Source organism: Streptomyces longisporoflavus (assembly GCF_014649775.1).
In the GTDB taxonomy this organism is placed as follows: Bacteria; Actinomycetota; Actinomycetes; order Streptomycetales; family Streptomycetaceae; genus Streptomyces; species Streptomyces longisporoflavus.
This window is the reverse complement of record NZ_BMTR01000050.1, coordinates 16201-30348: the sequence shown is the minus strand read 5'-3', so window position 1 is coordinate 30348 and position 14148 is coordinate 16201. Positions and strand designations below refer to the sequence as shown.

At 71.3% G+C, this 14148-nt stretch carries 7 protein-coding genes; all 7 read left to right on the top strand.

Annotation, left to right across the window (positions count from 1 at the left end):
* Positions 1–31 precede the first annotated feature (31 nt).
* The 7 genes from IE226_RS41345 to IE226_RS41315 all read left to right on the top strand — a co-directional run bounded on the left by IE226_RS41345 (position 32) and on the right by IE226_RS41315 (position 14121).
* Positions 32–4024, top strand: coding sequence for an SDR family NAD(P)-dependent oxidoreductase (locus IE226_RS41345; RefSeq protein WP_229871919.1), 3993 nt, complete (start codon positions 32–34; stop codon positions 4022–4024).
* A gap of 5 nt (positions 4025–4029) precedes the next feature.
* A complete protein-coding gene (locus IE226_RS41340; RefSeq protein ID WP_190086678.1) occupies positions 4030–7149 on the top strand; it encodes a type I polyketide synthase in 3120 nt (1039 codons plus the stop codon).
* 61 nt (positions 7150–7210) lie between these two features.
* Positions 7211–7471 carry a hypothetical protein gene (locus IE226_RS41335; protein WP_190086677.1) on the top strand — a complete coding sequence of 87 codons (261 nt, stop codon included), beginning with the start codon at positions 7211–7213 and terminating at the stop codon, positions 7469–7471.
* Positions 7472–7570: 99 nt separating this feature from the next.
* Positions 7571–10774, top strand: a complete 3204-nt coding sequence (locus tag IE226_RS41330; protein ID WP_308429600.1) for an AMP-binding protein — start codon at positions 7571–7573, stop codon at positions 10772–10774.
* 113 nt (positions 10775–10887) lie between these two features.
* Positions 10888–12246: a crotonyl-CoA carboxylase/reductase gene (ccrA, locus tag IE226_RS41325; protein ID WP_190086675.1), complete on the top strand. Its 1359-nt coding sequence runs from the start codon at positions 10888–10890 to the stop codon at positions 12244–12246.
* A gap of 1 nt (position 12247) precedes the next feature.
* Positions 12248–13237, top strand: coding sequence for a 3-oxoacyl-ACP synthase III family protein (locus tag IE226_RS41320; protein WP_190086674.1), 990 nt, complete (start codon positions 12248–12250; stop codon positions 13235–13237).
* Entirely contained in the window at positions 13234–14121 is an 888-nt protein-coding gene (locus tag IE226_RS41315; RefSeq protein ID WP_190086673.1) for a 3-hydroxybutyryl-CoA dehydrogenase, read from the top strand. Before IE226_RS41320 ends, IE226_RS41315 begins: the two co-directional genes overlap by 4 nt.
* The last annotated feature ends 27 nt before the right edge of the window (positions 14122–14148 follow it).

Here is a 14148-nt window from a genome sequence, read left to right as displayed (position 1 = left end):
GCGGCGTGACCGTCCGGCAGCGGAGGCACTGGTGGGTGCGCTGGCCCAGCTGCATGTGCGGGGTGCCGCCGTGGACTGGGACGCCTTCTTCGGTCCCCGCCGCCCCGTCGACCTGCCCACCTACGCCTTCCAACGCCGGAACTACTGGCTGGACTTCCTCGCCGAGATGGAGTCGGACTCGGCGGACGTCGCATCCGCCGGTCTCTCGGCCTCGGACCACCCGCTGCTTGGCGCAGCCGTCGACCACCCGGGCTCCGGCGAAGTGGTCTTCACCGACCTGTGGTCCCTGCGTACCCACGACTGGCTGGCCGACCACGCCGTGTTCGGCGCGGTCGTCGTACCGGCGACGGCGTACATGGACCTGGCCCTGTCGGTGGGCGACTTCGTCGGCTGCGCCGCCGTCGAGGAACTCGCCCTGGAAGTCCCCCTGATCCTTCCCGACTCGGGCGACGTCCAGGTACGGGTCGTCGTCGGTGCGGCGGACGAGACGGGGCGCCGTTCCCTGGACGTGTACTCGCGTCCCGGCGACGACGGCCCGACGGTGGGCGGCTGGACCCGTCACGCGATGGGGAACCTGTCACCCGAGACCGCCGAACGGGCCGACGCCACCCGGACGCTCGCCGCGTGGCCACCGGCCGGCGCGAAGCGGCTCGACATCGACATCGACGGTCTCTACGACTCCCTGGCGGACTCCGGGTTCGACTACGGCCCGACCTTCCGCGGCCTGCGCGAGGTCTGGCAGGACGGCGACGACCTCTACGCCCTCGCCACCCTGCCGGAAACCTCCGAGGGCCCGGCCCGCGGCGGGTTCGGCATGCACCCGGCGCTGATCGACTCCGTGCTGCACGCGGTGGCGGCCGGCGGCGTCATCGAGGTGACCGGTGACCAGGGCTGGATGCCCTTCTCCTGGGCCGGGGTGAACCTGGTCGGGGAGTGCGGCCCGAGTGTGCGGGTCCGGATCTCTCCGGCCGGCGAAGGCGTCGTCTCCCTGGCGATCGCCGACGAGCAGGGCCGCAGCGTCGCGCACATCGAGGCGCTGACGTTCCGCCCGGTCAGCGCCGAGCAGGTGCGCCCGGCGGGCGGCGGACAGGGCCGGACGCTGTACGAACTGGAATGGCGGCCGGTCAAGCAGAGCAAGCAGGGCAAGCACGACACCTACCGCGGGCAGTGGGGCGTGCTCGGCGCGAAGAGCGGCGGCCTGGCCTCCCGGCTCTCCGGGGCGGGCGGCGAGAACGTCCTGTCCTACGAGTCCCCGGACGAGATCCTCGCGCAAGACACCCCCCGGCACATCGTCGTCTGCCCGGACGACCTCGTCGATGCCCGCGCCGACCTCCTGACCACGGTCGCCGACGCGGACAAGTACGTCCTCGACCTGGTCCAGCGCTTCATCGCCGAGGAGCCGCTCGCCGGATCCACGCTGGTGGTGCTGACCCGCCGGGCCCTTGCCACCGCTGCGGGGGAGGGCGTCGACAGCCTTCCCGGCGCATCCGTGTGGGGTCTGATCCGGTCCGCGCAGACGGAGCACCCCGGCAGGTTCCGCCTCGTCGACATCGACGACGAGGACACGTCCCTGGCGCGCTTCCCGGACGCCCTCGCCGTCGACGAGGACCAACTGGCGGTGCGCGGCGGCACGTACCTCGTTCCGCGCATGGCACCGGTCTCGCCCGAGGACCAGCAGATCCAGGAGCCGGGCGACGGCGCCCACCGTCTCGGCATCCCGAGCAAGGGGACCCTGGAGAACCTGACCTGGGTTCCGTGCCCCGAGGTGGAGGAGCCGCTGGCGAGCGGGCAGGTCCGGATCGCCGTCGAGGCCGCGGGGCTCAACTTCCGTGACGTCACCATCGCCTTGGGCCTGGTGGACCGCACGGCCATCGACACCGGGATCGGCAGCGAGGGCGCCGGCGTCGTCGTCGAGGTGGCGGACGACGTGACGAGCCTGTCGCCGGGCGACCGGGTGACCGGCATCTTCACCGGCTCCTTCGGCCGCGTGGCCCTTGCGGACCACCGCCTGCTCATGCCCATCCCCGACGGGTGGAGCTACGCCGAGGCGGCGTCCATGCCGACCACGTTCCTCACCGCGTACTACGCGCTCTTCCACGTGACGAAGCTCAAGAAGGGGCAGCGCATCCTCATCCACGCCGCGGCGGGCGGCGTCGGAATGGCCGCCGTCCAGATGGCGAAGGGCATCGGAGCCGAGATCTACGCGACCGCGAGCCCGTCCAAGTGGCCCGCCCTGCGCGGCCTGGGACTCGACGACGCGCACCTGTCCTCGTCGCGTGACCTGGAGTTCGCGCGGAAGTTCCTGGACGCCACGGGCGGCCAGGGCGTCGATGTCGTACTGAACTCGCTCGCCCACCAATTCGTCGACGCCTCGCTGACACTGCTGCCCGAGGGCGGCAAGTTCATCGAGATGGGCAAGACCGACATCCGCGATCCCCGCCAGGTGGCCGCCGCTCACGCCGGGGTCGACTACGAGGCCATCGACGTCTTCGAGGCGGGCCCCGAGGCGATCCACGCGATGTTCCGCGAGGTCATGGAGCTGTTCGCCGACGGGCGCGTGCAGCTGACGCCGGTCGCCGTGCGGCACATCCGCGACGCCCGCAAGACGTTCCGCGAGATGAGCCAGGGCCGCCACGTCGGCAAGCTGGTCCTCGAACTGGGCAACGGCTTCGGCGGCGGCACCGTACTGGTCACCGGCGGTACCGGCGGCGTCGGTTCGCTGGTGGCGCGGCATCTCGTCGCCGAACACGGCGTACGGAGCCTGATGCTGGCGAGCCGCCGCGGCCTTGCCGCCGACGGGGTTCCCGAGCTGGTCGCCGAACTGGAGGCGGCGGGCGCGGCCGTGCGGGTCGTCGCGTGCGACGTCGCGGACCGGAACGCCGTGGCGGAACTGCTCGCGGACATGCCGGGGCAGTACCCGCTGACCGCCGTCGTGCACGCGGCCGGCGTGCTCGCGGACGGCGTCATCGAGGCGCTGACCCCGCAGAGCATCGACCACGTACTGCGCGCCAAGGCCGGCGGCGCCATCAACCTGCACGAGCTGACCAAGGACTACGCCCTGTCCGCGTTCATCGAGTTCTCCGCGCTCGCGGGCACGCTCGGCACCGGAGGACAGGCCAACTACGCCGCGGCGAACGTCTTCCTGGACGGTCTCGCCGCCCACCGCAAGGCGTCGGGCCTGCCCGGCACCGCGCTGTGCTGGGGCTGGTGGGAGCAGAGCAGCGGCATGACCGAGGGCCTGGACCAGGCCGACCTCTCGCGGCTGCGCCGGATGGGCGTCGCCGCGATGCCGACGGCCGACGCGCTCGCCATGTTCGACGCGGCGTGCGCCAGCGACAAGCCGGTCCTCGTCCCGGCGCGGATCGACATCGCCACGCTGCGGAACAAGGCCCCCGAGGAACTGCCGCTCGTCCTGCGCGACCTCGTCGACAGCGGCCGCTCACGCCGCGGCAAGACGGGTACGGCCAAGGACGGCGGCGCTCTCGACCTGGCCTCCCGCCTGGCCGCCCTGCCCGCCGACGAGGCGCAGGCAGCCGTACGGGACTGGGTCCGCGACCAGGTGGCCGTCGTACTCGGCCACGCCTCCGGCGCCGCCGTCGACGTCGACCTGGCGTTCACGCAGCTCGGGTTCGACTCGCTGACCTCGGTCGAACTGTGCAACCGGCTGGCCTCGGCGACCGGCCTCCGGCTGCCTTCCACCCTCGTCTTCAGCTACCCGACCCCGCGCGAACTCGGCGAGCACCTCCACGAGCTGCTGCGTCCGGCAACGGACACGAGCCCGGCCGGGGGCGGCGAGACGGACGAGGAGATCCGGGAAGTACTGCGCACCATCTCGATCGACAGCCTGCGCGGCGCGGGCGTTCTTGAGCTGGTCCTGGCCTGCGCCGCCCGGCCCGGGCCGGGCGCCGACGGGCAGCCGGCGGACGCGAACGATCAGCCGGCGGACGCCGGCACCGGCGCGGACGAACTGTCGGACCTGGACTTGGAAGCACTGGTCGGTCTGGCCCTTGACGAGAAGAGGTAAGTGACATGACCAACTCCGCGGATCGCACAGCGGACGGCGCGGACCGGGTCCAACGGGCGCTCCGCACGCTTCTTGAGGAGCGCGACCGTCTCCGGCAGGAGAACGATGCCCTGAAGGCCGGTCGCGGCGAACCCATCGCCGTGGTGTCCATGGCCTGCCGCTACCCCGGAGGCGTGTCCACGCCCGAGGAACTGTGGGACATGCTCCGCGAAGGCCGGGACGTCGTGGAGGAGTTCCCGACGGACCGCGGGTGGCGGGACGTGTACGACCCCGACCCCGATGCCCCCGGCAGCTCGTACACGCGGCACGGAGGCTTCCTGGGCGACGTGGCCGGTTTCGACGCGGGCTTCTTCGGCATCAGCCCGCGCGAGGCCCTCGCCGTCGACCCGCACCACCGGCTGCTCCTCGAAACGTCGTGGGAGGCCTTCGAGCGGGCGGGCATCGTCCCCGCCGACGTGCGCGGGGACGAGATCGGCGTCTTCTCCGGAGTGAGCTCCACCGAGTACGGGTGGCGCTTCCTGGAAGGCGGCCAGAAGGACCTGGAGGGCTACCTCCTGTACGGCAGCGCGCTGAGCGTCGCCTCCGGCCGCGTCGCCTACGAACTGGGCCTGACCGGGCCCGCGGTGTCGGTGGACACGGCGTGCTCGTCGTCCCTCGTCGCCCTGCACATGGCCGAGCAGGCGCTGCGTTCCGGTGAGTGCTCGCTGGCCCTCGCGGGCGGTGCGTCGGTGATGCCGACGCCCGCGCTCTTCGTGGAGTTCTCCAAGCAGGGCGCGCTTTCGGCCGACGCCCGCTGCAAGGCCTTCGCGGACGGCGCCGACGGGACCGGCTGGGCCGAGGGGGTCGGCGTACTGCTCCTCGAGCGGCTGTCCGACGCCCGGCGCAACGGCCACCCGGTGCTCGCGGTCCTGCGCGGCTCCGCGGTGAACCAGGACGGCGCCAGCAACGGACTGACCGCCCCCAACGGCCGCGCCCAGGAGAAGGTGATCCGCAAGGCGCTCGCGAACGCGGGTGTCGCACCGTCCGAGGTCGACCTGGTCGAGGCGCACGGCACCGGCACCAAGCTGGGCGACCCCATCGAGGCACATGCCCTCCTCGCGACCTACGGGCAGGGCAGGGCCGAGGGCAGGCCGCTGTGGCTGGGGTCCCTGAAGTCGAACATCGGTCACGCGATGGCCGCCGCCGGAGTCGGCGGAGTCATCAAGTCCGTCATGGCCATGCGCCACAAGTACCTGCCCAAGACGCTGCACGTGAACGCGCCGTCGCAGCACGTGGACTGGTCGTCCGGCGACGTCGAACTCCTGCTGGAGGGGCGCGAGTGGACCAGTGAGAACGGTCCGCGGCGGGCCGGCGTCTCGTCGTTCGGGGTCAGCGGCACGAACGCGCACGTCATCCTGGAGGAGGCACCGCCGGAGCAGCCCGACGAGCCTGGGCAGACCGACGAGCGGGCCGCGGCCCCGGGCGTGGCCGGCGGCCTCGTGCCGTGGGTGGTGTCCGGCAAGACCGCCGCCGCGCTTCAGCAGCAGGCGGGCAAGCTGCGCGACTTCGTCGCCGCGGACCCCGCCGCGGACCTCGCCGGGATCGGCTGGTCGCTGACCTCCGGCCGCTCGCGCTTCGAGCACCGCGCCGTGGTCCTCGGCCGCGACCGGGACGAGCTGCTCGGCGGCCTGACGTCGCTGAGCAACGGCACGGAGTCCGCCGCGGTCGTCAGCGGCAGCGCGGGCAGCCCGGGCAACATCGCCTTCATGTTCCCCGGCCAGGGCTCGCAGTGGGTCGGCATGGGCCGCGAGCTGTACGACACCTTCCCGGTCTTCGCGCAGAGCCTCGACGCGTGCGGGGCCGCCCTCGCCGAGTGGGTCGACTGGTCGCTCATCGACGTCATCCGCGGCGCGGAAGGGGCGCCGACCCTCGACCGGGTGGACGTGGTCCAGCCCGCCCTGTTCTCCGTGATGGTGTCCATGGCCGCCCTGTGGCGGTCCTGGGGCGTGGAACCGGCCGCCGTGGTGGGCCACAGCCAGGGCGAGATCGCCGCCGCCTACGTGTGCGGCGCCCTGTCCCTGCGCGACGCCACCAGGGTCGTGGCGCTGCGCAGCAAGGCCCTGATCGACCTGAACGGTCACGGCGGGATGGCATCGGTCGCGGAGTCCGCGGACGTCGTGGCGGAACGCATCGCTCCGTGGGGCGACCAGGTGAACATCGCCGTGGTCAACGGACCCCGCTCGGTGGTGGTTTCCGGAGAGCCCGACGCGCTCGACGAATTCGTCGAGAAAATGCGGGCCGAAGGCGCCCAGGCGCGGCGCATATCCGTCGACTACGCCTCGCACTCCCACTATGTGACCCGCGTCCGCGACCAGGTGATCGACCCGCTTTCCGACGTGCGCCCGCAGACGTCGAAGCTGCCCTTCTACTCGACGCTTTACGGCGAGATCATCGACACCGCGAAGCTGGACGCCGATTACTGGTACAACAACCTGCGCGAAAAGGTTCTCTTCGAAGACTCCGTCCGGAAACTGGCGGACGACGGATTCCGGGTGTTCGTCGAGATGAGCCCGCACCCCGTCCTCACCGTGCCGGTGCAGGACATCGTCGAGGACGTGGACGACGCCCTGGTCCTCTCCTCGGCGCGGCGGGACCGGAGCGAGCCGGAGTCCGTGGTCGGCTCGCTGGCCCAGCTGCACGTCCGGGGTGGGTCGGTGGACTGGGACGCCCTGTTCGGCACCCGCCGGCGCGTGGACCTTCCGACGTACGCGTTCCAGCGGCGCCGCTACTGGCTCAACTCCTCGCACACGGTGGCGGCGGAACAGCCGCCGGCCGAGCTGCCCGAGGACGAGGAGCAGGTCGTCTCGCTGGCGGACCGGGTCGCCGCGCTGCCCGCCGACGAGGCCGGGGCGCTCGTCCTCGACCACGTCCGGGAGAAGGTCGCCGTCGTGCTCGGACACTCCTCGGGGCAATCCATCGACCCCGACCAGGAGTTCAAGGAGATCGGGTTCGACTCGCTGCTCTCGGTGGAGCTGAGCAAGCGCCTGACCGCTTCGACCGGCCTCAAACTGCGGGCGAATCTGGTGCTGCGGCAGCCGTCGCCGCGCCTCATCGCCGCGCACATCACGTCCCTGCTGGCCAAGTGAACTCCCCGGTGAACTGACGAAGAACCCCGGACGAAGAACCCCACCAGAAGAGGAGCGCTCCATGCGCGTACGTCATGCACCGGCAAGCCTGGCCCTGGGCGGTGTGCTCGCCCTCGCGGGCGCGGCCGTGCCGGCCCAGGCGGCCGAATCCGCGCCGTCGAAGGCGACGGCCGCCGCCGCGGCGGCCTGGCACCTGCACAGCACGTACTACAACAATCCGTCGTACTGCGAAGCCGCCGGAAAGGCCCAGGACCTCCCCTACAAGTGCGTCATCGGCCTGCCGGGACCGACGCTGCCCATCCATCTCTACGTCTGGTACTGACCCGCGGGATTGTCCCGCCGGCGGGACACCGCAAGCGCGAAGCGGTGGTGTCCCGCCAGGTACCGACTTGTCTTGAACGGCTGAGTCACTTCCCGGAAGGTGGGGGTGATCTGCGAATTCCTGCGATTCCCGAACCTGTTTTCCGAGGGGTTGATCCGTGTGCGTTCGTTCGGTGCGTCGTCTGCGCATAAAGGACTGTGGCTGGCGGAGTCAGTGTCTTCCGACACGCTGAACCATGCACTGACCATGTGGGATGTGGACGGTGAACTGGACGCGGCAGTCATGGAATCCGCATTCCTGCACGTCGTCGGTGAGGCTGAAGTACTGCGCGTCAATTTCGTCGACGACGGCAGCGGACTGCGCCTGATACCCCGCGAATCGGGGGACTGGAAGCCGTTCTTCGTGGACGTCAGTGCCGCGGCCGACCCCGAGCAGGCGGCGCGCGACGCGCTGGCCGAGACGGTGAGCAAGCCGTTCGACCTGGAGCGGGATCTGCTGTTCCGGTTCGGCGTGGTGAAGCTCGGTCAGGCCCGCTCGCTCGTGGTGATCGCCTACCACCACCTCATCTCCGACGGGTTCGGCGCCAACGGCCTGCTCTCGAAGCGCTTCGCCGAGGTCTACACGGCCCTCGCCCGGCAGGAAGAGGTGCCGCGGCTGCCGCACCCGTGGGACGCCGAGTCGTTCGCCACCGAGGCCACGGACTACCTCGCGTCGCCGAAGTTCACCGAGGACACGGAGTTCTGGCGCGACTACCTCAAGGACGCCCCCGCGCCCGCGCAGGTCCCGCGCGTCGAGCTCTCCGACGCGCAGCGCTCCGCGCTCGACGCACCCCTGAACGACGCCGACCGCTGGGGCGAGCTGACCGACGCCATCGGCATGGTCAGCCGCACCCTCTCCGTCCCGCGCGCCGAGGCCGACACCTGGACACAGACCGCCGAGTCCCTCGGCGTGTGGATGTCCACGATGGTCACCTCGGCCGCCGCGGTCTACTTCCGGCACCGCTGCGACCGCCCGGAATTCCTCCTCTCGCTGGCCGTCGGCAACCGCGTCGGGGTGGCGAGCAGGACACCGGGTCTTGCCGTCAACGTCGTGCCGGTACGCGTGAAGGTGCCGCTCGGCACGACCTTCGGTGAGCTCGCCGACGAGATGGTCGACGAGACGTACGAGATCTTCGGGCACACCGGCTGCCACTACTCCGACATCCAGCGCGTGAGCGACACCGCGCCCAGCGACCGCGGCAGTTTCGGCGCCGTCGTCAACGTCGTCGAGTTCGGCGAGCAGCTCCACTTCGGCGACCTTCCGGCGCGCTACCTCTGCGGCACGACCGGAGCATTCGACGAGCTGTCCATCGCCGTCTCCAATGACGGGAGCGCCGAGAACGACATGTTCATCCGGCTCGACGCCCCCGCGAGCCTGTACTCCCGCGCCGAGCTGCGTTTCATCGGCGAGGAGCTGATCGCGTACATCCGTGCCGTGGTGGCCGGCTCCGAGCAGCCGGTCGGCGCTCTGGACGTGGTGAGCGGCGCCGAGCGGGAGCGGGTCCTGACGGCGCCGGAGAACACCGAGCTGCCGGACCTCACGGTTCCGGAGCTGTTCGCCCGCCAGGTGGAGCGGACGCCCGACGCCGTCGCGCTCGTCTCCGGCGTCTCCGGCGTCTCCGGCGACGAGGCGGTCTCGTACCGACAGCTCGACGAGCGATCGAACCGTGTGGCCGGTGTGCTGCGCGGCAAGGACGTCGGGCCCGGGACGGTCGTGGCGGTGGCGCTGCCCCGCTCGGCGGACCTGGCCGCCGCCCTCCTCGGGGTGGCCAAGGCGGGCGGAGCCTACCTGCCGCTCGACCCGGCGCTTGCGGCCGAGCAGCTCACGTCGCAGGCCGGTACCGCCTCGGCGGTCGCACTGCTCACCGACGCGGCGACCGCTGGGCGGCTCCCCGCCAACCCGGCCGTCCCGACGATCGTGCTCGACGACGACAGCAACCCCGCCCCGGACGCCCCGGCCCCCTCGCGCCGGCCGCACGCCGACAACCTGCTCGCCGTGCCGCACGGATCCACCGCGACCGACGCCGACACGCCGGTCGCCCTCACGCACCGCAACCTGCGCCGGCTCGTCCAGGACCGTCACCGGCAGGCAGCAGGTGACGTCACCGTCCTGTGGCACGCGCCGCACACCTCCGACGCGCTCGCCCTTGAACTGTGGCTGCCCCTGCTGCACGGCGGCCGCGTGGTCGTCGCGCCCGAGGGAAAGCAGCCCCTCGACGCGCTGACCGAGGCGCGAGCGGCGCACGACGTCACCGCGCTGTGGCTCTCCTCGGCGCAGTTCACGGCGATCGCGGCAGACCGCCCCGAGCGCCTCGCCGGACTGCGCGAGGTGTGGACCGGCGGCGACCGCGTGCCCGCAGCCGCGCTGCGATGCGTCCGGGAGGCCTGCCCGGAGCTGACGGTCGTCGACGGCCACGAGCCGACGGCCACCACCGCCCGCTACGTCCTGGGACCGGGACTCGCGCCCGTCCCCGCCGGCGTGACCGGCGAGCTGTACGTGGCGGGACCCGCCGTGCCGCGCGGCTACCCCGGCCGGCCAGGACCGACCGCACAGCGCTTCGTGCCCTGCCCGTTCGCACCGGAGCCCGGCACGCTCATGTTCCGCACCGGCGACCGCGTCCGCTGGACCGATGACGGCCGACTCGCCTACGTGGGCCGGGCCGACGCCCTGGCGGACGTACGCGGTGTACGGGTCGAACTGACCGCCGTGGAAGAGGCACTGGCCGAGCACACCGGGCTCGCACAGGCGGTGGTCGTCCTCAAGACGGACGGCACCGGCCAGCAGCGCCTCGTGGCCTACGTGGTCCCCGCGGGCGGCCAGAGCGTCTCCGCCGACGAACTGCGCCGGTTCGCCGCGGGGCGGCTGCCCGAGTCCGAGGTGCCCGCGGTCTTCACCGTCCTGGACAGCCTGCCGGTGACGGCGGGCGGCAGGACCGACCGGGCCGCGCTGCCGGAGCCCCGGTTCGACGACGGGAAGTACCGGGCGCCGCGCAACGACACCGAGCGGATTCTGGCCGCCGCCTTCGCCGACGTCCTCGAACTTGACCGGGTGGGCATCGACGACGACTTCTTCGACCTCGGCGGCAACTCGCTGCGCGCGATCAGGCTCGTCGGCCTGATCCGGGCCGAGCTGAAGCAGGAGGTCTCGATCCGCAAGCTCTTCGCGGCGCGCACCATCACCGGTCTCTCGGACATGTGGAAAGACCTCGCCCAGTCCAGCAGGCCGAGTCTGCGCCGCAGGACGCGAGAGGGCGCAGTCCTCTGAGCGGGAATCCGGGCCCGGTCGTCCAGTCAGCAGCGTTCTTTGTTCGCGCTCTCCATTGATCTGCCGTGCTGCACGTTTCTTTCCTGCGGCCACTGCAGAGAAGAAAGGTAATCATGGATTCTTTGACCGCAGCCCTGCTGGACGGGGCGGGCCCGGAAGAGATCGGGCGACACGAACTTCCCTCGGAGTACGAGGCCGCGCATCTGCTCGCGTCGGATGTCGGAATGTTCGCCGGCGTGGAGGACAAGGACGTCCGTAAATCACTGCAAGTCGGCCCGGTTCCGATGCCGGAGATCGCGCCGGACGAGGTGGTCGTCGCCGTCATGGCGAGTTCCATCAACTACAACACGGTGTGGTCGGCGACGTTCGAGCCGGTGCCCACCTTCGACTTCCTCAAGCGCTATGCCCGCGAGGGCGGTTACGCCGCCCGGCACGATCTGCCGCACCAGGTGGTCGGGTCGGACGCGTCCGGCATCGTCGTACGGGTCGGGCCCGGTGTGCGCCGCTGGAAGGTGGGCGACCACGTGGTCGCCAGCTGTGTCCAGGTCGACGAGCAGGAGCCGGCCACGCACGACGACGCGATGCTCGGGACGGGCCAGCGGATCTGGGGCTACGAGACGAACTTCGGCGGGCTCGCGCACTACTCGGTGGTGCGCGCGAGCCAGCTGCTGCCCAAGCCCGCGCACCTGACCTGGGAGGAGTCGGCGGGTGTGCTGCTGACCGCGGCGACCTCGTACCGGATGCTGGTCGGCGACAACGGCGCGCGCATCAAGCAGGGCGACGTCGTGCTCATCTGGGGCGCGACGGGCGGTCTCGGCGCGTTCGCGGTACAGATGGTGAAGAACGCGGGCGGTATCGCCGTCGGCGTGGTCAGCTCCGAGCGCAAGGCCGAGGTGCTCCGCCGCCTCGGCTGCGATGTGGTGATCAACCGCAACGACATCGGCATGGGCGGGGACGACGCGCTCACCCCGGAGCGGACGATCGAGCTCGGCAAGCGGCTCGGCCGCGAGATCCGGCGCCAGGTCGGCGAGGACCCGCACGTCGTCTTCGACTACGTCGGGCGGGCGACGTTCGGCATTTCGGTGTTCGTCGTGCGCAAGGGCGGCACGGTCGTCACCTGCGGATCGAGCACGGGATACGACCACCACTTCGACAACCGCTATCTCTGGATGAACCTCAAGCGGATCGTCGGCAGCCACGCGGCGAATCTCCACGAGCAGGCGGAGTGCAACCGGCTTTTCCGGCTCGGACATCTCTCCCCCATTCTCTCCGAGGTGTTTCCGCTCAAGGAGGTCGGCGAGGCCGCACGCCTCGTCCAGCTGAACAAGCACACCGGAAAGGTCGGCGTTCTCTGCCTCGCGCCCGCGGAAGGACTCGGCGTCACCGACCCCGTACTGCGGGAAAAGATCGGAACCGCGCGCATCAATCCACTGCGCGCCACCCACAAGGCCGATTACGCCGAGGTGTCCTGACATGGGAATAGGAATACTCTCCACCGGCTCCTATCTGCCCAAGCACGAGGTGGACAACGAAGAGGTCGCCGAGCGCGTCGGCGTCACCGCGGAGTGGATCGAGCGCAAGACGCAGATCCAGTCGCGGCGCTACGCCGCCCCGCACGAGGCGACCTCCGACCTCGCGGTGCACGCCGCCGAACGGGCCCTGACCCAGGCTCAGTTGAGCCCGGAGCAGATCGACTACATCATCGTCTCGACCTCCACCGGGGACTTCCCGCAGCCGCCCACCTCGTACGTGGTGCAGCACGGTCTCGGCGCCTGGGGCGCGGCCTGCTTCGACGTCAACGTCGTGTGCAGCGGCTTCGTCTACGCGCTGTCCCTCGCCCACAGCCTGGTGGCCGTACGCCCGGAAGCCCGGGTCCTGGTCATCGGCGCGGACGTGTACTCGCGCATCCTGGACTTCACCGACCACCGGACGGCGATCCTGTTCGCCGACGGCGCCGGAGCCGCGATCGTCGGCACGGTGCCCGAGCCGTACGGCATCATCGCGACCGACCTGGCAAGCCGCGGCGACGCGCATCACCTGATCCGCGTCGAGGCCGGCGGCAGCCGCAACCCGGCGTCGGCACAGACCGTCGCCGAGGGCGGCCACTACTTCAAGATGGACGGCCGCGGCGTACGGGACTTCGTCGCCGAACACGTGCCGCCGGCGCTGCTCGCCCTCGCGGGCAAGGCCGGTGTGGACATCGGCGCCGTCGACCACTTCGTGCCGCACCAGGCCAACGGCGTGATGCTCGGCGACGTCGTCGAGCGCACCGGCCTCGGTGCCGCCCAGACCCATCGCACGCTGATCAAGTACGGGAACGTCGGCAGCGCCTCGGTGCCCGTCGCGCTCGACGAGGCCAACCGCACGGGCGCCCTCGCGCCCGGGGATCTGGTGCTGCTCGCCGGGTTCGGCGGCGGCATGTCGATCGGCGCATCACTTCTGACCTGGGGGGACCGCACATGACCACGTCCACGCAGCACGCCGGAGGTGCGGACATCCACCGGGTCGGCGTCGCAGGCAGCGGCATCATGGGCATCGGCATCGCCGAACTGTGCGCGAAGGCCGGGCTCGACGTACGGGTCGCGGTGTTCTCCGACGCGTCCCTCGCGACGGCGCCGCAGCGCCTCGCCGCCTCCCTGGACCGGGGCGTCGCCAAGGGCAAGCTGACCGCGGACGAGCGCGACGCGGCGCTCGGCCGGGTGTCGTTCACCCGTGATCTCGGCGAACTGGCCGACCGCCAGCTGGTGGTCGAGGCCGTCAAGGAGGACGAGCAGCTCAAGCAGGACCTGTTCGCGTCCCTCGACAAGATCGTCGAAGACCCGGACGCGATCCTGGCGACCAACACGTCCTCGATCCCCGTCGTACGCCTCGCCGCCGCGACCCGGCGTCCCGGCCAGGTCCTCGGCATGCACTTCTTCAACCCGGTGCCCGCGCTGCCGCTCGTCGAGCTCATCGACTCGGTCCTCACCGACGAGACGGTCAGCGCGCGGGCCCTGGTCTTCGTCCGCGACGTCCTGGGCAAGAAGCCGATCCCCTCGCCGGACCGGGCGGGCTTCCTCGTCAACGCGCTGCTGTTCCCCTACCTGCTGTCCGCGGTCCGCATGGTGGAGTCGGGCCTTGCCACGGCCGAGGTCATCGACCAGGGCATGACGCAGGGCTGCGCGCACCCGATGGGCCCGCTGCGGCTCGCCGACCTGATCGGCCTGGACACGACGGTGTCCATCGCGCAGGCCATGTACGAGGAGTTCAAGGAGCCGCTGTACGCGCCGCCGCCGCTCCTCAAGCGCATGGTCGAGGGCGGCATGCTCGGCAAGAAGGCCGGCCGCGGCTTCTACGTCTACGCGTGACGACGTGGCCGCGGCGGCGGGACCAGG